Origin of the sequence: Asticcacaulis tiandongensis (assembly GCF_006475605.1) — a bacterium.
In the GTDB taxonomy this organism is placed as follows: Bacteria; Pseudomonadota; Alphaproteobacteria; order Caulobacterales; family Caulobacteraceae; genus Asticcacaulis; species Asticcacaulis tiandongensis.
Window position 1 is genome coordinate 98,434 of sequence record NZ_SSBC01000019.1, and the last position, 20,277, is coordinate 118,710.

Genomic DNA, 20,277 nt, shown 5'->3' on the forward strand with positions numbered 1-20,277 from the left:
CATGCACTATCAGGGCCTGACATGGGATCATCCGCGCGGCTTCAATGCGCTTGAGGCGGCTTCGAAAACGGTCGAGGGGTTTAGCCTGACATGGGACAAGCATCCGCTGGAAGGCTTTGAGACTCACCCGATAGCCGATCTGTGCGCGCGCTATGATCTGGTGGTGCTGGATCATCCGCATGTCGGCGAGGCGGTGGCGAATGACTGCCTTGTGCCACTCGAAGACCTGTTCGGGGCCGATGAAATTGCCCGTCTTGAAGCGGACTGTATTGGCCCGAGCCTGTCGTCTTATCATTATGCCGGAAAACACTGGGCCTTGCCATTGGATGCGGCGACGCAAGTGATGGCTGCGCGTGAAGACCTGAGCGGTGATCTGCCCGAAACATGGGGTGCGGTGGTAGCCTTGTCAAAGCGTCTGCCGGTCGCCCTGTCGTTGGCGGGGCCACATGCGGCCTTAAGCTTTCAGTCCATGTGTGTGGCCTTGGGCGAGAAACCGGCGGTAAATCGGGATCGGTTTATCGGACGTGATACCGGCGAAGCGGCCTATGAGCTGATGCGCGAACTGGCAGAGCGCAGTCCCGTAAGTGTACGTGATAAAAACCCCATCGGCATTCTTCAGCATATGTGCGATCATGAAGATGTGGCCCTGTGTCCCTTGATCTATGGCTATGTCAACTATGCCGACCAACTGAGGTTCGGCAATGCCCCCAAAGGTGCGGGCGGTATTGGCTCGACGCTTGGGGGGACCGGTATTGGGATTTCGCGCAAATGCGAGATAACGCTCGAACTTTTGACGCACCTGCGTTGGCTGATGAGTGAGGCCGCGCAGATTGGCTTTATTCCCGCCCATGATGGCCAGCCGTCACTGAAATCGGCGTGGCGCGATCCGCAGGTCAATGCGCGTTGGGGCCGGTTTTATGAGCGCACCTACGATACCCTTGAGGCTGCATATTTAAGGCCGCGCCATAACCATGCCATTGCCTTCCAGACAGCGGCCTCAGCCCGTCTTCGGACGGCGCTTGAAGGTGGAGAAGCTGCCCAGGGCGTAATTGCCGATCTGAATAATCTTTATACGGACTATCATCCGACCGGAGTCGAGACATGACCGCTGAACTGATTTATGAGGTCGATGGCCATATTGCCATCCTGACGCTCAATCGCCCGCAAAAGCTCAATTCGGTCACGCCCGACATGGCCAAGGCCATTGAAGCGGCGATTGCTGAGATCAATGCGTCAGACACTATACGCTGTGTGATTGTCACCGGTGCCGGTGAGCGATCCTTCTGTGCCGGTTCAGATATCAAGACGTTGGATGACTATAAGACGCCGTGGGAATTCCGTAATCGCGGTGACTATTGTGACGCCATTCGCCTGTGTCTGAAGCCGACCATTGCCGCAGTTAACGGCTATGCGTTTGGCGGTGGCCTTGAAACCGCCATGTCGTGCGATATTCGTCTGGCCACGCCCAATGCGCAGTTTGCCGCACCGGAAATCAAACTCGGCTGGATCGGTGGCGGCGGTATGGCGGCGGGCCTTGTCCATTCGTTAGGCGCGTCCAATGCGGCAATGATGATCCTGACCGGTGATCCGATTGATGCCCCTAAGGCCCTGCAATGGGGGCTGGTGTCCGAACTCGTTGAAAGTGAAAATCTGATGGCACGCGCCAGAGAACTGGCAACAACGATTGCCTCACGCGCACCGATTGCGGCGGAAACGGCCAAGCTGAACTTGCGTGCCGCCCATACCATGCCCTATGAAAAGGCCGTGGAATATGAGCGCGATCTGCAAACCATCTGCTTCGCCACTGAAGACGCATACGAAGGCCGGGCGGCCTTTAAGGAAAAGCGTCAGGCGATTTTCAAACGGCGGTAAATAATGAACAAACCGAAAATTCTTCTGACTCGTGCATGGCCTGAAAAGGCGCTGGCCTATCTTGAGGCGCACTATGATGTGACGCTGAAAGACGGGGCCAGTCTGTCGAAATCTGTTCTGATCGCCGCCATGCAGGATTATGATGCCCTCTGTCCGACCCTGACCGACAAGCTGGATGCAGACATTCTCAGCACCCCCAATGCACGCGTCCGGATGATTGCCAATTTCGGGGCCGGTTTTGAGCATATCGACCTTAAGGCGGCAAAGGCGGCGGGGATTGCTGTCTCCAATACGCCGGGCGCTCTGACCGAAGCGACAGCAGAGATTGCGCTTTTGCTGATGCTGATGACCAGTCGCCGCGCCTCTGAGGCCGAGCGTGGTCTGCGCTCAGGTCAGTGGGATGGCTGGAAGCCGACACAGTTTCTGGGGCAATCGCTTAAGGGCAAGACTTTGGGGCTGGTGGGTTTTGGCCGTATTGCACAATCGACCGCGCAAAAGGCAAAAGCCGCGCTTGGGGTTGAGATCGCCTATTACAGCCGTCGTCAGGCCGCAGCGGAAACCGAGGCCGAATTTGGGGCGCGTTATGTGCCTTCGCTGGAGCAACTGGCAGCAGAGTCTGATGTCCTGTCCCTGCATACGCCGGGCGGGCCGGACACTAAGCACCTGATCAATGCGGCATTGCTTAAGGCGATGAAGCCCACGGCCATTATCATCAATACGGCGCGGGGTTCTGTGGTCAACGAAGCCGATCTGGCAGCGGCACTGAAAAACGGTGTGATCGCGGCGGCGGGGCTTGATGTCTATGAGCAGGAGCCGAAGATTCACCTCGATCTGATGGGGCTTGAGAATGCGGTGCTGTTGCCGCATCTGGGGTCGGCAACGATTGAAACGCGCACCGATATGGGTTTACGGGCCGCCTATAATCTTGATCGCTTCTTTGCCGGAGAAGACCTGCTTGACCGGATCGCCTGAGATCGCGGAACCGGCCGTTCTGAGCTGGCTTGAAGGGGCCGTGCGCCCTTTGTTTGTCGGTGTGTGCGGTTCGCAAGGGTCAGGCAAGTCCACGTTTTGTGAAGCACTGAAAAACAGGCTTGCGGCACGGGGTCTGAAGGTGGCGGTGCTGTCGCTGGATGATCTTTATCTCAGCCCCGAGGCGCGGGCCATGCTGGCGCATCGGGTACATCCGCTTCTGGTGACACGCGGTGTGCCGGGGACACATGATGTCGGTCTGGGACTTGAGGTGTTTCAGGCCCTGAAAGCCCAAAAGCCGGTCAGGCTACCGCGTTTCGATAAGGCCAATGATACGCCGTTCCTTAGGGCGCAATGGCCGCTGATTGACGGGCCGGTGGATGTGGTTCTGTTTGAGGGCTGGGCCGTCGGGGCGGTTGCGGAAACCGAAGCGGCTTTGCAAACACCGGTCAATGATCTTGAGGTCACCGAAGACTCCAAAGGCCTCTGGCGGGCCTATGTCAACACACAGCTTGAAACCGTTTACGCGCCGTTATTCGCACAGCTTGACCGGCTGATCCTGCTGGCCGCCCCGTCATTTGAGGTTGTGCAGGGCTGGCGCACGCAGCAGGAGCATGATCTTAAGGCGAAGCTGGCCTCATCGGGCCGTACGGGCGCGCGTATTATGTCGGATGATCAGATCAACCGCTTCATTCAGCATTATGAGCGTTTGACGCGGCATATATTGCGCGAAATGCCGACCCGCGCCGATTTGACGCTGAGGCTTGATTCTGAGCGCAAATGTATAGACGTGCGCGAACGAAGGGCCTAAGAGAACGAAATAATATGGGGCCATTTGTGCTCCGCAAACTGGCCATCTCCCCGACGCGCAGGGGAGGGGAAAAAGGACTGTGTGATGATCATTTCCGCCTCGACCGATTACCGCGAAGCCGCTCGCCGCAAACTGCCGCGCTTTCTGTTCGATTATCTCGATGGCGGGGCCTATGCGGAATATACGCTGGGGCGCAATGTATCGGATCTGTCGGAAATCGCCCTGCGCCAGAGAGTGCTGAAAAACGTGGCTGATCTGTCGCTTGAGACCGAATGGTTTGGCGAAAAGATTGCCATGCCGGTGGGTCTGGGGCCGGTTGGTCTTGGGGGCATGTATCGCCGCCGGGGTGAGCAACAGGCGGCCCGCGCGGCGAAAAAAGCCAATATCCCTTATATTCTCTCGACCGTCAGTGTCTGTTCGATCAAGGAAGTGACCGAAGCCACCGGTGCGCCAATCTGGTTCCAGCTCTATGTCCTGAAAGATCGCGGTTTCATGAAGGACGCGCTTGAACGCGCCATGGCGCTGGGGTCAACCAAGCTGGTGTTTACCGTTGACATGCCGGTGCCGGGGGCGCGTTACCGCGACCTGCATTCGGGCATGAGCGGCAAGGACGGCCCCTGGCGGCGTATGCTTCAGGCGGTAGGTAAACCGGAATGGGCCGTTGATGTCGGTCTGATGGGCACGCCGCATGATCTGGGGAACGTCTCGACCTATCTCGGTAAGGCCACAGGTCTTGAAGACTATATCGGCTGGCTGGGGGCCAATTTCGATCCATCTATCTCGTGGAAAGACCTCGAATGGATTCGCGATTTCTGGCAGGGTGAAATGATCATCAAGGGCATCCTTGATCCTCAAGATGCGAAGGACGCGGTGACCTTTGGCGCGGATGGGATCATTGTCTCCAACCACGGCGGGCGTCAGCTGGATGGCGTTCTGTCGTCTGCACGCGCCCTGCCCGATATTGCCGACGCGGTGGGCGATGACCTTACTATTCTGGCCGATTCCGGTGTGCGCACGGGTCTTGATGTGGTGCGCCTTCTGGCGCTGGGTGCCAAGGGTGTATTGCTCGGTCGAGCCTATATCTATGCGCTGGCCACCGGCGGTGAAGCGGCCGTGACGCATCTGCTCGGCCTGATCGAAAAAGAAATGCGTGTCGCCATGGCCCTGACCGGCTCAACAAAGATCAGCGATATCACGCGCGACTCGCTGGTGCGCTCATAACCTGAGACGATACCCCCTTTGATAGCCAAAGGGGGTATTCTTAACTTGACCACACTTGTCATACGTAATACGTTTTGCATTAAATTAACGCAGGACGAGGAACGATGCACAAAATAATCGGCGCGATGGCAGCCGGTCTGATGCTGATGGGCGCAACCCAGACCGTTGCCCAAACTCAGACCCTGAGCAATGACCGCTATGTCTTTAAATTCAAGGACAGCTGGAAATTCAAACAGGGCGATATTGCCGGTGCCGAGGCGCTGGTGATCGATGACAGGGACTGGACAGAGGTGCGCCTGCCGCACACCTATAATCTTGACTCGCTGGGTGAGGGCGGTGACCTGAACCGTCATGGTGAGCCATATGGCACCTATTATCGCGGCCCGGCCTGGTATCGTTTTAAGATGGATGTCGGACACCCTTCGGGTAAACGCTTCTTCATGCACTTTGGCGGTGTGCCACTGGCGGCGGATGTGTTCATCAACGGTCAGAAGGTCGGGCGTCATGAAGGCGGCTATGCAGCCTTCCGGCTTGATGTCACCGACTATCTGCGGGCCAGCCCCAATACCTTTGCGGTGCGTGTCGATAATACGAAATTGCCTCACGTCGCGCCGCTCAATGGCGATTTCAATATCTTTGGCGGCCTGACGCGTGAAGTGAACCTGATCACCGTACCGAATGTGCATATTGACCTGATGGATTTCGGCGGGCCGGGCGTCTATGTTGACACGCAGTCCATCGGCAAGGGTATGGCCCATGTCCGCGCCCGCGTGCATGTCAAAAACGATGATGCCGCGCAAAAGAGCGTCGAGGTCGTCACCCGTATCCTGGATGCTGATGGCAAGACCGTGGCCACACAAACCCAGACCCAGACCTTTGCCGCGGGTGCCGGTAATGTGGTTGAGTTTAACTATAACCTCAAAAATCCGAAGCTGTGGGAAGGGCGCAAGTCGCCATACCTCTACAAGGTCGTCGCCGAGGTCAACGATCGCGCCGCCGGTACGCAAGACTCCCTGTCAGTGCCGCTCGGTATCCGCACCGTGTCGGTCGAAAAGAACGGCACTTTCCTGCTCAATGGCAAGCCCTATAAGGTTTATGGCGCCAATATGCAGTTGCCGACGCGTCCTGAACGCGGCACCATGGTAACGGACGCCGAAATCGATGAGGACATGCAGATTCTCTATGAGATGGGCTCAACCGGTGTGCGTCTGGCGCACGTTCAGCACCCGCAGCGCGTCTATGAGAAGGCCAATGAGTTAGGTCTGCTGATTTCCACGGAATCGCCACTGGTCGATGACATGGACAATTCGGATGCGTTCAGGGAAAACCTTGTGCAGCAGATGACCGAACTGGTGGTGCAAAACTATAACCATCCGTCAGTCGTGGTCTGGGGTCTGGGTAACGAACTGCGGACCTCAGGCGATAAGGCCAACCAGCTTCTGGCGGCCCTGCAATCGGCGGCCAAGACGCGTGATCCACTGCGCCCTACCGCCTATGCTCATTGCTGTCTGTCGGATGATGATCCGATCGCCAAGCATTCGGATACGGTGTCATATAACCGTTATTTCGGCTGGTACTGGGACAAGTTCGAAGACATCGGCACCTGGGCGGATGATTTGCATAAGAACCATCCTGACCTGATTATCGGCGTGTCTGAATATGGTGCCGGTGCCAGTGTCCTGCATCAGGAAGACCCCGCACAAAAGCCTTATTTCAACGGCTTCTGGCATCCTGAGCAGTACCAGACTGCCTATCACGAAGCTTATTGGCGCATCCTGAGAGACAAGCCCTATCTGTGGTCGAACTTTATCTGGGTGGCCTATGACTTCCCGTCCTTCAAGCGCAACGAAGGCGATCGTCCGGGCATCAACGATAAGGGTATCATCACCGAAGACCGAAAAATCCGCAAAGACGCCTATTACTGGTATCAGGCCAACTGGTCAGAAGAACCGATGCTGCACATCACCTCAAGCCGCGATATCCATAAGCGCAACAAATGGCCGAAGGTGAAGGTCTATTCCAATCAGGGCGAAATCAGCCTGAGCCATAACGGCAAGGTGCTTGAGACGAAAAAGGTCGATGACTTTACTGCGATCTGGGACATCGAACTGGTGCACGGCGTCAATGAGGTAATCGCCACGACCAAGACGAAGGATGGTCGCACCCTGACCGATAAGGTGGTTTGGAACTACGGCAACTTCCAGCCGCGATAGACTGACTATCTCTCTGAAATGAAAGCCAGCCGGTACATCCGGCTGGCTTTTTTTATTGCTCTGATCCGTGCGGTTGGTTAAGCTGAAAGTCGTAAAAGAAGGAGCCTTATGCGCAGCGAGACATGGTTATCCCTTGAAGGGAAATAGAACGGGTCATATGACCCATGATTTGTCACGCGCCTGTGCGCATCTTTCTTATTAGAAAATCAATGAAACAAGATATGACTATCCGCCGTTACAGGGCGGACGATACCTTACGTCTGGGCCAAATATGGTTGGAGGCATCTTCGCTTTCCCATGCCTTCTTTTCACCCGATATCCTAAAGGTTCAGCATCAGCAGGTTTGCGACCTCTACCTCCCACACTCCGAAACCTGGGTTTTGGAGACAGAAGGCAAGCTGTTGGGGTTTGTCGGCCTTATAGACCGATTTGTGGGCGGACTTTTTGTCAGTCCCGAGGTGCAAGGTTCCGGCATAGGGCGTCTTTTGATGATGCATGCGCTGAGGATGAAGGGGAAGCTTGAACTTGACGTTTATAGTCTGAATACCGGAGCTGTTGCTTTTTATAATCGTCTTGAGTTTCAGGAAACGGGCCGACGTCCGACGGATGATCAGGGGTATCCGTTTGAAGTCATACGAATGAAGCGTTCGGCTTAAAAATACCCCGCCAGAGTGATCTGGCGGGGTGATGTTTATTCCGGTTGAACACCGGCGTTTTTGATGACCTTAAGGGCCTCTTCGGGCCAGTCTTTATTGGGGTAGAGTAGGTTGCCCTCGTCAATATTGCCGTTTTCCTTGAGCCAGCGTCCGCCGGTTTTCAGCGAATTGTGCCAGTTACGGGTGGCGTAGTTGTCCGTTGAGATGCGTTCCATATACATCCGGCCGGCCGTATTGATGTTCAGCCAGACGCCTTGGGTATCGATGACGTTGTTTTCGATGCGGAAATGCTTTGAGCCCTCGTCAAGATAGAGCGCAATCTTGTCATTGATGCCGGTGACGTAGTTGCCACGGATGACCGAGTTGGGGTTAGCCGAAAGGTTATAGATCGCCCCGCCGTCCATGTACCATTGCTTGGCATTATGGATGTAGTTGTTCTCGACGGTGGTGTTTTTCAGCGTCGTGGGCGTGGTGAATTTCGGGTTATGCAGATAGCCCTGCTGGTTTTTATCGTAGTTCGGGTTGCCGCCCGCGTCATTATAGCCCCAGCCCCAGCCGGTCGCGATGGCGTCGTAGGGGATATCTGACACGTCATTATGGCGGATAGTCGCGCCGTCAATATAGGTCGTCAGGATGGCGACATTGTCCTTATAGTCCTGAGAGACGGTGGTGACGTAGTTGTTTTCAATCAGGATATTTTTATTGATCAGACGGGCATCGTCCGGGTGGTGCGCAGGGGTGCGCACGCCACCGGCCATAATGGCGCTGCCGGAAATCACAGCGAAACGGTTACGCAGTACACGGATATTCTCGCTCGCCAGACCGACACCGCTGAGGTGGGCATTGTCGTCATTACCGATGCCCAAACCAATGGAACCCAGCTGAGAGAAGGTGTTTTTCTCAAAGGTGATGTTCTTTGCCGCTGAGACCTGCACGGCAGCGGGCATCTGGTTCCACAGAAGGCGCATGCGCTCAAAGTCAGGGCAGCCCCAGCCGCAGGTCGCCCAGGCATCTGCGGGACGCACAGGCGAGACTTCGGCCAGGAAGGAACCGCTCTGCTGGTTGGCATAACCGATGCTCGTCGATGGCCCCATCCATGAATTGTACGAGAAGCGCAGGCCCTTGAAACTCAGGTTTTCGACCGGCTTATCGAGGGTTCCGGAAATGCTGATCAGGGTCTCAAGGCGCGGAATGGTGACGGTGACGTCTTCAACCTTTGAGTCCTGACGGATACGCAGGTAGAGCTTGCCTTCGTCGGGGCTGATAAACCACTGATAGGGCTTGGTGTGCCAGTGGCTGACCTTACCGATAAATTCCGGCGCATTCACAAGGAACAGGCGCGATTCTTCGGGGAACAAAGGCTTGGTCAGGGTGTCATAGCCCCAGACATTGTTGTCCCACGCCGGTTGTTGCATGGTCACTACGTTGCCGTTGATCGACTTGGCGGGGGAATAGCGGTCGGTGAAGATACCGGCAGCTTCGACCTCTAGACGTGAGGGGTATTTCAGGTCAGCGATATAGGCCAGATCAGGGTTCTTGATCGTAAAACCCGTCGCCGAATATTCGAGATCGGAATGCTTAATTTCAATGAACGGGCGCTCGGCCAGCGTGTCATTGACCCAGAGTTGACGGGTATCCAGACCCTTGGGGGTGTTGGCGACGTAGATGCGTTCTTTTTCGTCTACCAGCGTAAAGCCGGTCACCGTCAGGCCCCCGGACAGAATGGGTTTTGCCCCTTCGGCGGCTTGCCAAGTGACGTAATGCCCGTTTTGCCCGCCATCGGCCTGAGTGAAGATCAGCGGCTTTTCAAGGCTGTAGGTGCCATCAGCAATAATGACGCTGACGTCGCCGGTCTTGTTTGATTTCCGTACGGCTTCCTGAGCGCGAATAAGCGATTTGAACGGCTTTTGCACGCTGCCATCTGCCTTGTCATTACCATTCGGGGCCACATAATAGACCGCACCCTGCGCCGCCATTAGCGCCGACGGGGCGCTCATCAGGGCAGAAGCGGCCATCAGGGCCAGCGTTAAACGGCGTGTAAAGGGTGTTGGCATGGGGCGCTCTCTGTACAGATATATGATGTATTACGTTTGATAAGAATATAAGAATGAACGCAGAGGGATGTCAATAAAATAAAGGGGCCCCCGATATGGAGGCCCCTGGGAGATTTAAAATCGCAAACGCTTTAGGCCGCGCCAACGACCTGACGCTGTTCCCCAAGGCCTTCGATGCCCAGTTCCATAACGTCACCGACATTGAGATAGACCGGCGGCTTCTGGCCGAGGCCAACGCCCGGAGGTGTGCCGGTCGAGATAACATCGCCCGGATGCAGGCTGAAGAACTGCGACAGGTAGTGGACAATAAAGGCCGGTTTGAAGATCATGGTGGCGGTTGAGCCATCCTGATAGGTCTTGCCGTTGACCTTCAGCCACATTTTCAGATTGGCCGGATCAGCCACTTCGTCGCGGGTCACGACATAGGGGCCGATCGGGCCGAAGGTGTCGCAGCCCTTGCCCTTGTCCCAGGTGCCGCCACGTTCGATCTGGAAGGCACGCTCAGAGACATCATTGATGGTGCAGTAACCGGCAATGTAGCTTTCGGCTTCAGCTTCGGTGACATAGGAAGCTTTTTTGCCGATGACGATGCCGAGTTCGACTTCCCAGTCCATCTTGGTTGAGCCGCGTGGCTTCAGGACTTCGTCGTTTGGCCCGACAATGCAGGAGGTAGTTTTCATGAACACGACGGGCTCGTCAGGGATAGGCAGGCCGGATTCTTCGGCATGGTCGGCATAGTTCAGGCCGATGCAGATGAATTTACCGACGCGGGCGACCGCAGGGCCAAAACGAGAGCCTTCGGGAGCCAGCGGCAGGTTCGAGAGATCAAGCGCCTTAAGTCGTGCCTGACCTTCGTCAGACAGTACGTCACCGGCAATATCATCAACAATGTCCGACAGGTCGCGGATCTTGCCCTCAGCATCGATAATGCCGGGTTTTTCCTGCCCTTTAGGGCCAAAACGGAGCAGTTTCATATCTATGTTTCCCTTAATTAACCCAGCCGCCGTCGATGACGTTAATGGTGCCGGTGGTGAATCCTGATTCATCTGAGGCCAGATAAAGCGCCAGTGCCGCCAGTTCATCCGGTTTGCCGAAACGGCCCATGGCCTGACGTGAGGTGAAATCGGCATAGGCCTTATCGAAATCGCCGGTGTCGCGCAGGCGTTGCAGTAGCGAAGGCGTCTCCACCGTGCCCGGACAGATGGCGTTACAGCGCACGCCCTTGGTAACGAAATCAGCGGCGACTGACTTAGTCATGCCGATAACGGCCGCCTTGGTGGCGCAATAGGCAAAGCGGTTCGGCACGCCCTTGATGGTGCTGGCGACCGAAGACATATTGATGATCGAGCTGCGGGAGCCTTTGCTTTCGAAGTTTTCGATCATGTTCGGCAGGAAAGCGCGCATCATGCGGTACATGGCTGTGACGTTAAGATTATTGGAAAACGTCCACGCGTCCTCGTCGCACTCAAGGATCGTACCGGCATGCACATATCCGGCGCAGTTATAAAGGATATTTACCTCGGGAAATTCAGCGGCAATGGTCGCGGCGGAATCAGGTTTGGTAACATCCAGAATGCGCGTCGTCGCGCCCTCAAGCGTCGCCAACGCCTCGGCATTAATGTCGGTGGCAATGACCCGTGCACCTTCGCGCAGGAATGCTTCGGCGGTGGCGCGGCCAATGCCCTGACCGGCGGCGGTGATCAGGGCGGTTTTACCTTCTAGTCTGCTCATTATGTGTTTCCTGAACCTTAGACGGGCCTGCACCCGCTTAAACATAATACGTATTATATATTGGGCATAGGCGCGTAAAGGCCGCGAGTCAATGCCCCCTTTTGTAACAGGCCTTAGCATAGTCAGTATGCGGGTAAAAACAGTTTGCCATATAAAAAACCTCCCGGCGGTAGCCGCCGGGAGGTTTTGTCTTCGTATATCAAAATGGCTCTATGGCTTTTTGATATCGGAATATTTAGCCGAAACGGCCGCCGATATAGTCAGCCGTCTTACCGGCCTTGGGGCGTACAAAAAGCTCTTCGGTTGGACCAAATTCGATCATTTTTCCAAGGAACATGAAACCCGTATAGTCTGACAGACGCGCGGCCTGTTGCAGGTTGTGGGTCACGATGACGATAGTGATGTCGCGCTTAAGCTCCTCAAGGGTGTCCTCAAGCTTGGCCGTCGAGATGGGGTCAAGCGCCGAGGCCGGTTCATCAAGCAGCAGCACTTCGGGTTCCACGGCAATGCCACGGGCCACACACAGACGCTGCTGCTGACCGCCGGAAAGCGACAGGCCGGACTTGGTCAGCTTGTCTTTTACTTCGTCCCACAGGGCCGCACGGCGCAGGGCTTTTTCGACGACCTCGTCCATCTCGGCCTTGGTCTTTTTGTGATAGAGGCGTACACCGAAGGCCACATTGTCATAGATAGACATAGGGAAGGGCGTAGGCTTCTGGAACACCATGCCGACGCGGGCGCGAAGGGCGGTGACATCAAGCTTCGGGCTTAGGATGTTTTCACCATCAAGCAGAATTTCGCCTTGCGCGCGCTGACCGGGATAGAGGTCATAGATACGGTTCATGGTGCGCAGAAGCGTTGATTTACCGCAGCCTGACGGGCCGATAAGCGCCGTAATGCCGGATTTCTGAATGGGCATGTTTACGTCGAACAGAGACTGGTTCGGGCCGTAAAAGAAGTTGAGGTCGCGCACTTCCATAACCAGCGAGTCGGCGGGCGGCGGCACGATAATGCTCTCAAAGCGGGCGTCTGCCTGAACATCGGCTGGCGTTTCGGGCTGGGTGTTGGGGGCAACGGAGCTGTCGGACATGGATAAACCTTACCTGTGGTCTTTGTCGCGGGCGACCCAGCGCCCCAGAATATTGATGGCCAGAACGGTGGCGGTGATCAGAAGCGCACCGGCCCAGGCCAGTTCCTGCCAGATGTCAAACGGCGACATGGCAAACTGATAGATAACAACCGGCAGAGAAGCGATGGGCTGGCTCATGTCGGTGCTGAAGAACTGGTTGTTCAGTGAGGTGAACAGGATGGGCGCGGTTTCACCGGAAATACGCGCAAAGCCCAGAAGCCCGCCGGTCAGGAGGCCGGCACTTGCGGCCTTCCAGATAATCTTGCGCACCGTAACCCATTGTGAGGCCCCAAGCGCCATACCGGCTTCGCGCAGGGCATTGGGTTGCAGATTAAGAATGTCTTCGGTCGTGCGGGTCACAACCGGTGTCGCCAGTACCCCAAGGGCGACCGCACCGGCCCAGCCGGAGAAGCCGTGCATCGGGCGTACCATCATCTCATAGATAAACAGACCGATCAAGATTGAGGGCGCGGACAGCAGCACGTCATTCAAAAAGCGCACGGCGTGACCGTATTTGCTGTCGCCGCCGATTTCCGCTAGCCAGGTACCGGCCAGAACGCCAATAAACACGGCGATCATCATGGCCAGTGTACACATCATGATCGAGCCGACAATGGCGTTACGCAGACCGCCGTGGGAATCAGGGCCGGGGGTGTCATGGGTAAAGACCATGGTGTCGATACCGCTGAAGCCTTTGGTAAACAGCGAGAACATAATCAGACCCAGCGCAATCAGGGCAATACCTGCGGCAGCGACACAGACGCCGACAAATATCTGGCTGGCCAGTTTACGTCTTTGGGCGCGGGTGAAAGCGATTTCCATAATTTCGGTCCCTGCCTTAGTAACGCTGTGAGGACAGAAGCGCTCTGGCGATTGCCAGAACCGTGAACGTAATCAGGAACAACACGAGACCGAGCGCAATCAGCGAGGCAAGGTGCATTTCCGAGGTCGCTTCGGCAAATTCGTTGGCAATCGTAGAGGCCAGCGTCGAACCGGAAGAAAACAGTGAGTTCGGGAAGCCGTGCGCGTTACCGATAATGAAGGTGACGGCCATGGTTTCCCCAAGCGCGCGCCCGAAACCGAGCATGACCACCCCGACCATACCTTTTTTGACATACGGAATAAGCACCGTGCTTACGACCTCAAAAGGGGTGCAACCCAAGCCGAAGGCGGCTTCGCGCACCTGAGGCGGTATGGAGCGGAACAGTTCGCGGAACACAGCCGCCATATAGGGCAGGATCATGATTGCCAGAATGATCGAGGCCGTAAAGATATTGGCCCCGTTGGGGACACCGGCAAACAGCTTGCCCCAGAAGGAGTCAGCGGGAATGGAGGTGATGATCGGTAGCTGGATGGTCCTGGCAAACCATGGCGCGAAAACGAACAGGCCCCACATGCCATACACAATCGACGGAATACCGGCCAGAAGCTCAATGGCTGTCGAAATTGGCTGGGCGATGATCTTGGGGCAGAACTGCGTCAGGAAGACTGCAATAAAGATAGCAATCGGCAGGGCAATGGCCAGAGAAAGGACGGCAGTAATCAGGGTGCCGGTAATTGGCCCTGCGGCCCCGAAGACCTCAGTGACCGGATTCCATGTGGTAGAGGTAAAAAACGAAAAACCGAACTTCGACAGGGCGGGCCAGCCGCCAATAATCAGGGAAATAATCAGGCCCCCGAGCGTAATCAGCAGCATGGTAGCGGCTGAGAACGCGACGGCCCGAAAAATCGGGTCGACCAGATCCTTTTTCGGGGCGGCGCTTGAAGCCATGATCAGTTCATCTCTTTACTTTTGGAGTGGTCGGTAAAACCGACCGGTTAACTGCCACACTTAGGCGCGCTCTGTGACGGTTATGTTTAAGCGATGTATAAATCGTAAGATAGCCGGTAAAAATCTGACCGTCAGCATACGGAGGAGAAAGCGGGCAGGTAACACCGACCCGCTTTTCCGTCCTCTTAGACGCTGTGCCGTTCCGGCAAAAGTCTTTTTTGTAAGCCTATTGCGCTTTCGCCGTATAAATCGGCTGACCGCCTGCGGTAATTGTGGTCGCCCATTGTTCACGGATCAGGTTCTTAACCTCGGCAGGCAGGGGCACATAGTGCAGGCTATTGGCCGCCGTATCACCATTGTCATAGGCCCAGTCGAAGAAGGCGAGGGTCGCCTTGCCTTTATCGGCATTGGCCTGTTCCTTGTGCATCAGAATAAAGACAGCGCCGGTGATGGGCCAGCTTTGGGCGCCGGGCTGGTCAAGCAGCAGAAGCTGGTTGCCGGGCGCGTTTTTCCAGTCAGCACCAGACGCTGCGGCTGCGAAGGTTTCAGCCGAAGGCGTAACAACATTGCCGTCATGGTTTTTCAGATTGGCGTAAGGCGTATTGGTCTTCATGGCGTAGGCGAATTCGACATAGCCGATAGCGCCCTGGGTTTGTGCCACAAAAGCCGAGACGCCTTCGTTGCCCTTACCGCCGATACCGGCAGGCCACTGAATGGCGTCAGAACCGCCGATATTCTTGGCCCAGTCGGCAGATACCTTGGTCAGGTAGCTGGTGAACAGATAGGTGGTACCCGAACCATCTGCACGGTGAACAATAGTGATCGGCAGATTAGGCAGGGTCACGCCGGGGTTGAGGTCGGCAATCGCCTTATCGTTCCAGTTCTTGATCTTTGCCTGAAAAATGTCGGCCAGAACCTGACCGGTCAGGGTGAACTTACCCGATTCTACGCCGGGCACGTTGATGATCGGCACCACACCGCCCATGACGATGGGGAACTGATAAAGACCGGCTTCGTCCAGTTCGGCGACCGTCAACGGCTTATCGGAGGCACCGAAATCAACGGTCTTGGCCTTGATTTGGCGGATGCCTGCACCGGAACCCATGGAATTATAGTTCACATTGGCCGAGGCCGCGCCCTTGTAGCTTTCGGCCCATTGCGAAGCCAGCGGGTTGAAGAAGCTTGAACCGGCACCATTGATGCCTGCGGTGGACGTTGCGCCCGCCTTGGGCGCTTCACCGGAACAACCGGCAGCGCCGATAAGAAGAAGGGCGGCGCCGAAAGCGGCGGTAAGGGATTTCAGCATCAACTGTCTCCGGAAACGGGTGCGTCTTGCACCGTGGGGGTCGCGGGGCGTTTACAACAGTTTTATGACAGTCATGTGACAGTGACGGAAGCCGGTTTTATCGCCGTGCAGACAAAAAAAAGCCGCGCATTGCGGCGCGGCTTGAAGTCAACAGGGAGGAAACGCCCAGGAAGGGCGACAACGCCGAAGCGCTGATGAGGGATATATAGGGTGCGCTGCGAAAAGTGCAAGCGCGATCATGAGCGAAAGTGATCAAACCGAAGTTACAAAATGTAATTTTACGTATAAAACACTTAAAATGTAATAAAATCAGTTTTTTAGCCTTTGGGTATGAAAATCCAAATGGTCATCAATAAAGGATGAAATGAAATAATAGCTATGGTCATAGCCTTCCTGACGGCGCAGAGTGATCTTTTGACCGGAGACATTCGCCGCCTGTTCCAGCAATTCCGGCATGAGTTGCGTTTCAAGGAAACTGTCAGCCAGTCCCTGATCGATCAGAATGTTATCAAACGGTGCACCCTTGCCTTTCGACAGACGAATGGCGGCGTCATAGCGCTCCCATGTTGAATGATCGGCCCCAAGATAGGCATTGAATGCCTTTTGGCCCCACGGACAATGGGTGGGCGAGGCAATAGGCGCAAAAGCTGACACCGAACGGAACAGGTGCGGATAGTTCATGGCCAGAGTCAGCGCACCATGTCCGCCCATAGAGTGACCGGAAATACCGACGCGGCTTGTGTCGGCCGGAAAATTATCGGCAATCAGCGGCAGCAATTCTTCGGTGATATAGGATTCCATCTGAAAATGAGGTGCCCATGGGCTTTCGGTGGCATTGACATAAAAGCCTGCGCCTTGTCCCAGATCATAGGCTTCGTCATTGGCGACGGTTTCGCCCCGTGGCGAGGTGTCCGGCGCGACCACAATCAGCCCCAATTCGGCGGCGCGTTTATAGGCACCGGCTTTTTCCGTGAAATTGTTGGCCGTACAGGTCAGGCCAGACAACCACAGAAAGACCGGAAACGGGCCTTCGCCCTCGGGGACAAAGACGCTCAGGGCCATAGGGGTCTGGGTGGAAGCGGACTCATGTTTGACAAACTGCAAACGGCCTCCGGCTACCTTGTGTTCGGCGGTGACTTCAAAACCGGACATGGTGACATTCTCCTTGGTGGGCTGGGGCTATCTTACGGTATAAGGTATAAGATTGCGATTAGAGCGCATCCCGAAAAGTGTGAAGCGATTTTCGGTTCAGACACCCTGATTAAATGAATTTCTTCGGCCAGAAACGAGGATCAGCACCCAAGGCGTCACGACGCTGTCAGGTCTTTGCGATAACGACGGCTGCCACGTAATATCGTTCCGGTCGTCAGGGTGATCTCGAAATCACCGGATGGGGCGGTGCGGGTGTCGGTAATAAAGCGACGATTGACCAGCCTCGATTTGTGAATGCGCACAAAATCAGACGGCAGGCGTTTGTGAAGATCATCCAGACCGGTGCGGATCAGCAGGGGCAGCGCGCGGTCGCAAATATAAAGTTCAGCATAATTACCGGCCGCCGCCACCCAGATGATATCCGCCGGAAGCAAATGATAGGCCTGACTGCCTGAGCGAAAAGTGAGACGCTCTTGCGCAGATACCTGAGATACAGCCAATTTTGGCCTCAGATAGTAATCGCTGATCACGAGCAGGGAGATCAGCAAACCGTAGGTCGGGATATCCTTGGCACCCTCATAAAGCATTTGCAGCAACGGTCGGCTGTTGGAGAAATCATAGGTGGCACCCATCAAACCATAGATCAGCTTGCGGCTACCTACCATCAGGACCACATGGCTAAGCCAGAACCCGACCGCCAGAAAGCTGTGCCACATGATAAGGCGGTTCCAGCGCAGATTGCGCTGCTGTAGCCGTCTGTAGGCTACAAAAAGGACGGAGCTGAGTGCCAGAATAGCGGCGACGCTGGTCAGGCTATGTATGGATGAATGCCATGAACGGGCCGAATCCGGTCGAATAAGGGCATCGAGCGAATCTGACCCAACTGACGCCACCAGAGACACTATAATCAGGACAGCGGTGACCGTAATGTAAGGCCACAGGCGCAGTCCATGCGCATCGGCTAACCAGCTTTTTGGCCTGTCCACCGTTTGTCCCTGAGGCCCCACCGCTTGTGTCATGCGCATTTATCGGCGAGTGCGGATTTGTAAACTGGCGGTCTGTTTCCTGTCATTGCCGTGCTTTGTTTATGTCTCTTGCGCTTAGTAGTCTTATTCACGATTGGCGTCGTTATGTCACCGCCGTTATCGCTCTGGCTGTATCAGGTTTGCTGGTCTTGTCCATGGTAGGCATGTTCGTCGGTATGGGTAAATCCAATACCGCGACGGTTGACCGGTCTCCGGCGGATATCATGATACTGTCACCCAGATCCGAGAGCCTGTACAACAATAGCTTCAGTCAGCCGCGTCGTCTGATTGCTCAGATCTATGGTCACCCTGACGTTCTTGAGGTGCAGTCTTTCGATACAGGGTGGGCCGCATGGGCCAATTTCCCGAATGAGGCGCAACCGGCGCGTAATGAGGGGGTGGTCGTGTCCATAGTCGATCCTGTGCCGGGCTCCGTCACGGTGCCTGTCGATTTCAGTGAGGCGGCCAGAGCGGCCTTGCGGGTGCCCTACACGGTACTGATCGATGAGACGGCCCGTGCGCGTCTGGGGGCAGGGGCCGATGATGACGTTAAGATCAATGGCAAGCGCGTCAGGGTAGGGGCGACCATCAGCGGCTATCCGGCCCTGTTTAACACCACCATCTATATGTCGCGCCGGACCGCATCGCTTTTGGGAATATACAGAGAGTCAGGACGGGTCGGGGCCATTATGGCGCGGGTGCGCACGCCTGAGAACGCCGAACGGATAGCCGCCGAACTGAACCTGATGGGGCAGGGGCAATATAAGGCATGGACACGAGCCGAACTATCAAAACGCAGTCAGATCGCCCTGCTCAAAGAAGGCGGCATAGCCATCATGATCGGTTTTTCGGTCGTTGTGTCGATGTTTATTGGCGTGGTCATCACCTGGCAGACCCTGCAAGGCGCCATAGCCGCCAGCGTCAAGGAGTTTTCTACCTTTCGTGCCATGGGGGTGCCGATGTTCCGCTTACGCTGCGTTGTGATGGAGCTCAGTCTGTGGGTCGGAGCCACAGGCATTCTGACGGCGGCTGCATTGACACTTCTGATCCGCCAGATTGCCAGCCTGATACATGTGCCTATGGCGTTCCCGCCTTATGTGACCGTTCCTGTGGCCATAGGGCTTATGGTGACGGCCATTGTATCGGGTTTTTTCTCATTGGGGGTTTTGGAAAAGGCCCAGCCCGCCGATCTTTTAAGATAGGCGGGCCTGAACCTTCATCAGAATACGACGACGGAACGAATGGACTCACCGGCGTGCATCAGATCGAAGGCCTTGTTGATATCCTCAAGCCCGAAGGTGTGGGTGATCATCGGATCGATCTCGATCTTGCCGTCCATGTACCAGTCAACGATTTGCGGCACATCAGTACGTCCGCGCGCGCCACCAAAGGCCGAGCCTTTCCACACGCGACCGGTCACAAGCTGGAACGGACGGGTGGAGATTTCCTTACCGGCCTCGGCCACGCCAATGACAATGCTTTCGCCCCAGCCCCGATGGCAGGCCTCAAGCGCCTGCCGCATGACGGTGGTGTTGCCGGTACAATCAAACGTATAGTCCGCGCCACCGCCGGTCAGTTCGACGAGGTGCGGCACAATATCGCCGTCGATCTTGGTCGGGTTAACGAAGTGAGTCATGCCGAAGCGGCGGCCCCACTCAGCCTTCGAGTCATTGAGGTCAACACCGATGATCTTATCCGCCCCGACCATTTTCAGGCCCTGAATGACATTGAGCCCGATACCGCCGAGACCAAAGACCACGGCGTTGGCACCAGGCTCTACCTTGGCCGAATTGATGACTGCGCCGACGCCGGTGGTGACACCGCAACCGATGTAACAGGCCTTATCAAACGGGGCATCACTGCGAATTTTTGCCAGAGCGATTTCCGGCAGAACGGTGTGGTTGGCAAAGGTCGAGCAGCCCATATAGTGATGGATGGTCTGGCCCTTATAGGAAAAGCGTGACGTACCATCGGGCATCAGGCCTTTGCCCTGTGTGCCGCGAATGGCGGTACAAAGATTGGTCTTGCGCGACAGACACGACTTACACTGACGGCATTCAGGGGTGTAGAGCGGGATCACATGATCGCCGGGTTTCAGGGTCGTGACACCGGGCCCGACCTCAAGCACCACGCCTGCGCCTTCATGCCCGAGGATCGAGGGAAACAGGCCTTCGGAGTCCAGTCCGTCAAGCGTATAGGCATCGGTATGACAGATGCCGGTCGCCTTGATTTCCACCAGAACTTCGAAAGCCTTGGGGCCTTCGAGATCGACTTCAACGATTTCAAGGGGTTTTTTGGCTTCAAAAGCCACGGCGGCGCGGGTTTTCATCAGGGTGCTTCCGGCAATTCAACTACAGATGAGAAGGG

18 protein-coding genes are annotated in these 20,277 nt (G+C 55.9%); 8 read left to right on the forward strand and 10 right to left on the reverse strand.

The window, feature by feature from the left end:
* Position 1: 1 nt before the first annotated feature.
* From E5201_RS11275 to E5201_RS11305, 7 genes are all read left to right on the forward strand, one after another.
* Positions 2-1,105 carry an extracellular solute-binding protein gene (locus E5201_RS11275; protein ID WP_140986205.1) on the forward strand — a complete coding sequence of 368 codons (1,104 nt, stop codon included), beginning with the start codon at positions 2-4 and terminating at the stop codon, positions 1,103-1,105.
* Positions 1,102-1,872, forward strand: a complete 771-nt coding sequence (locus E5201_RS11280) for an enoyl-CoA hydratase/isomerase family protein (RefSeq protein ID WP_140986206.1) — start codon at positions 1,102-1,104, stop codon at positions 1,870-1,872. The genes E5201_RS11275 and E5201_RS11280 overlap by 4 nt, the downstream gene beginning before the upstream one ends.
* A gap of 3 nt (positions 1,873-1,875) precedes the next feature.
* Positions 1,876-2,844 carry a 2-hydroxyacid dehydrogenase gene (locus E5201_RS11285; protein WP_140986207.1) on the forward strand — a complete coding sequence of 323 codons (969 nt, stop codon included), beginning with the start codon at positions 1,876-1,878 and terminating at the stop codon, positions 2,842-2,844.
* Complete coding sequence (locus tag E5201_RS11290) at positions 2,828-3,652, forward strand: ATP/GTP-binding protein (protein ID WP_246050639.1); 825 nt, start codon at positions 2,828-2,830, stop codon at positions 3,650-3,652. Before E5201_RS11285 ends, E5201_RS11290 begins: the two co-directional genes overlap by 17 nt.
* An 84-nt stretch (positions 3,653-3,736) precedes the next feature.
* Positions 3,737-4,873 (forward strand): FMN-dependent L-lactate dehydrogenase LldD, encoded by a 1,137-nt coding sequence (gene lldD, locus E5201_RS11295; protein ID WP_140986208.1) that lies wholly within the window; start codon positions 3,737-3,739, stop codon positions 4,871-4,873.
* Between the two features lie 104 nt (positions 4,874-4,977).
* On the forward strand, positions 4,978-7,086 hold the full coding sequence (locus E5201_RS11300; RefSeq protein WP_140986209.1) for a glycoside hydrolase family 2 protein: 2,109 nt from the start codon (positions 4,978-4,980) through the stop codon (positions 7,084-7,086).
* Between the two features lie 221 nt (positions 7,087-7,307).
* Positions 7,308-7,742 carry a GNAT family N-acetyltransferase gene (locus E5201_RS11305; protein WP_219993615.1) on the forward strand — a complete coding sequence of 145 codons (435 nt, stop codon included), beginning with the start codon at positions 7,308-7,310 and terminating at the stop codon, positions 7,740-7,742.
* A 35-nt stretch (positions 7,743-7,777) separates the two neighbouring features.
* On the opposite strand, the gene E5201_RS11310 is transcribed toward E5201_RS11305, so the two are convergent.
* The 9 genes from E5201_RS11310 to E5201_RS11350 all read right to left on the reverse strand — a co-directional run bounded on the left by E5201_RS11310 (position 7,778) and on the right by E5201_RS11350 (position 17,904).
* Positions 7,778-9,796: a right-handed parallel beta-helix repeat-containing protein gene (locus tag E5201_RS11310; RefSeq protein ID WP_140986211.1), complete on the reverse strand. Its 2,019-nt coding sequence runs from the start codon at positions 9,794-9,796 to the stop codon at positions 7,778-7,780.
* A gap of 131 nt (positions 9,797-9,927) precedes the next feature.
* Positions 9,928-10,770, reverse strand: coding sequence for a fumarylacetoacetate hydrolase family protein (locus E5201_RS11315; RefSeq protein ID WP_140986212.1), 843 nt, complete (start codon positions 10,768-10,770; stop codon positions 9,928-9,930).
* A gap of 13 nt (positions 10,771-10,783) precedes the next feature.
* The gene (locus tag E5201_RS11320; protein ID WP_140986213.1) at positions 10,784-11,527 is read right to left on the reverse strand and encodes an SDR family oxidoreductase; all 744 of its coding nucleotides are present in this window, start codon (positions 11,525-11,527) and stop codon (positions 10,784-10,786) included.
* A gap of 235 nt (positions 11,528-11,762) precedes the next feature.
* Positions 11,763-12,506 (reverse strand): phosphate ABC transporter ATP-binding protein PstB, encoded by a 744-nt coding sequence (gene pstB, locus E5201_RS11325; RefSeq protein ID WP_342774737.1) that lies wholly within the window; start codon positions 12,504-12,506, stop codon positions 11,763-11,765.
* A gap of 120 nt (positions 12,507-12,626) precedes the next feature.
* Positions 12,627-13,478: a phosphate ABC transporter permease PstA gene (gene pstA / locus E5201_RS11330; RefSeq protein ID WP_140986215.1), complete on the reverse strand. Its 852-nt coding sequence runs from the start codon at positions 13,476-13,478 to the stop codon at positions 12,627-12,629.
* 16 nt (positions 13,479-13,494) lie between these two features.
* The gene (pstC, locus tag E5201_RS11335) at positions 13,495-14,427 is read right to left on the reverse strand and encodes a phosphate ABC transporter permease subunit PstC (RefSeq protein ID WP_140986216.1); all 933 of its coding nucleotides are present in this window, start codon (positions 14,425-14,427) and stop codon (positions 13,495-13,497) included.
* Positions 14,428-14,653: 226 nt separating this feature from the next.
* On the reverse strand, positions 14,654-15,733 hold the full coding sequence (gene pstS / locus E5201_RS11340) for a phosphate ABC transporter substrate-binding protein PstS (RefSeq protein WP_140986217.1): 1,080 nt from the start codon (positions 15,731-15,733) through the stop codon (positions 14,654-14,656).
* A gap of 309 nt (positions 15,734-16,042) precedes the next feature.
* Positions 16,043-16,885 (reverse strand): S-formylglutathione hydrolase, encoded by an 843-nt coding sequence (fghA, locus tag E5201_RS11345; protein ID WP_140986218.1) that lies wholly within the window; start codon positions 16,883-16,885, stop codon positions 16,043-16,045.
* Between the two features lie 155 nt (positions 16,886-17,040).
* Positions 17,041-17,904, reverse strand: a complete 864-nt coding sequence (locus E5201_RS11350; RefSeq protein ID WP_181404612.1) for a LytTR family DNA-binding domain-containing protein — start codon at positions 17,902-17,904, stop codon at positions 17,041-17,043.
* Between the two features lie 68 nt (positions 17,905-17,972).
* Here E5201_RS11350 and E5201_RS11355 point away from each other — a divergent pair, with 68 nt between their 5' ends.
* Complete coding sequence (locus tag E5201_RS11355) at positions 17,973-19,112, forward strand: ABC transporter permease (protein ID WP_140986220.1); 1,140 nt, start codon at positions 17,973-17,975, stop codon at positions 19,110-19,112.
* 17 nt (positions 19,113-19,129) lie between these two features.
* Here E5201_RS11355 and E5201_RS11360 read toward each other — a convergent pair whose 3' ends face one another.
* The gene (locus tag E5201_RS11360) at positions 19,130-20,239 is read right to left on the reverse strand and encodes an S-(hydroxymethyl)glutathione dehydrogenase/class III alcohol dehydrogenase (RefSeq protein ID WP_140986221.1); all 1,110 of its coding nucleotides are present in this window, start codon (positions 20,237-20,239) and stop codon (positions 19,130-19,132) included.
* Positions 20,240-20,277 lie beyond the last annotated feature (38 nt).

What these genes read in the sequence shown, in the direction of transcription:
- E5201_RS11275 (WP_140986205.1), top strand. Translation starts at nt 2, where the DNA reads ATGCACTATCAGGGCCTGACATGGGATCATCCGCGCGGCTTCAATGCG.
- E5201_RS11280 (WP_140986206.1), top strand. Translation starts at nt 1,102, where the DNA reads ATGACCGCTGAACTGATTTATGAGGTCGATGGCCATATTGCCATCCTG.
- E5201_RS11285 (WP_140986207.1), top strand. Translation starts at nt 1,876, where the DNA reads ATGAACAAACCGAAAATTCTTCTGACTCGTGCATGGCCTGAAAAGGCG.
- lldD (WP_140986208.1), top strand. Translation starts at nt 3,737, where the DNA reads ATGATCATTTCCGCCTCGACCGATTACCGCGAAGCCGCTCGCCGCAAA.
- E5201_RS11300 (WP_140986209.1), top strand. Translation starts at nt 4,978, where the DNA reads ATGCACAAAATAATCGGCGCGATGGCAGCCGGTCTGATGCTGATGGGC.
- E5201_RS11305 (WP_219993615.1), top strand. Translation starts at nt 7,308, where the DNA reads ATGACTATCCGCCGTTACAGGGCGGACGATACCTTACGTCTGGGCCAA.
- E5201_RS11310 (WP_140986211.1), bottom strand. Translation starts at nt 9,796, where the DNA reads ATGCCAACACCCTTTACACGCCGTTTAACGCTGGCCCTGATGGCCGCT.
- E5201_RS11315 (WP_140986212.1), bottom strand. Translation starts at nt 10,770, where the DNA reads ATGAAACTGCTCCGTTTTGGCCCTAAAGGGCAGGAAAAACCCGGCATT.
- E5201_RS11320 (WP_140986213.1), bottom strand. Translation starts at nt 11,527, where the DNA reads ATGAGCAGACTAGAAGGTAAAACCGCCCTGATCACCGCCGCCGGTCAG.
- pstB (WP_342774737.1), bottom strand. Translation starts at nt 12,506, where the DNA reads ATGGAAGTGCGCGACCTCAACTTCTTTTACGGCCCGAACCAGTCTCTG.
- pstA (WP_140986215.1), bottom strand. Translation starts at nt 13,478, where the DNA reads ATGGAAATCGCTTTCACCCGCGCCCAAAGACGTAAACTGGCCAGCCAG.
- pstC (WP_140986216.1), bottom strand. Translation starts at nt 14,427, where the DNA reads ATGGCTTCAAGCGCCGCCCCGAAAAAGGATCTGGTCGACCCGATTTTT.
- pstS (WP_140986217.1), bottom strand. Translation starts at nt 15,733, where the DNA reads ATGCTGAAATCCCTTACCGCCGCTTTCGGCGCCGCCCTTCTTCTTATC.
- fghA (WP_140986218.1), bottom strand. Translation starts at nt 16,885, where the DNA reads ATGTCCGGTTTTGAAGTCACCGCCGAACACAAGGTAGCCGGAGGCCGT.
- E5201_RS11350 (WP_181404612.1), bottom strand. Translation starts at nt 17,904, where the DNA reads ATGACACAAGCGGTGGGGCCTCAGGGACAAACGGTGGACAGGCCAAAA.
- E5201_RS11355 (WP_140986220.1), top strand. Translation starts at nt 17,973, where the DNA reads ATGTCTCTTGCGCTTAGTAGTCTTATTCACGATTGGCGTCGTTATGTC.
- E5201_RS11360 (WP_140986221.1), bottom strand. Translation starts at nt 20,239, where the DNA reads ATGAAAACCCGCGCCGCCGTGGCTTTTGAAGCCAAAAAACCCCTTGAA.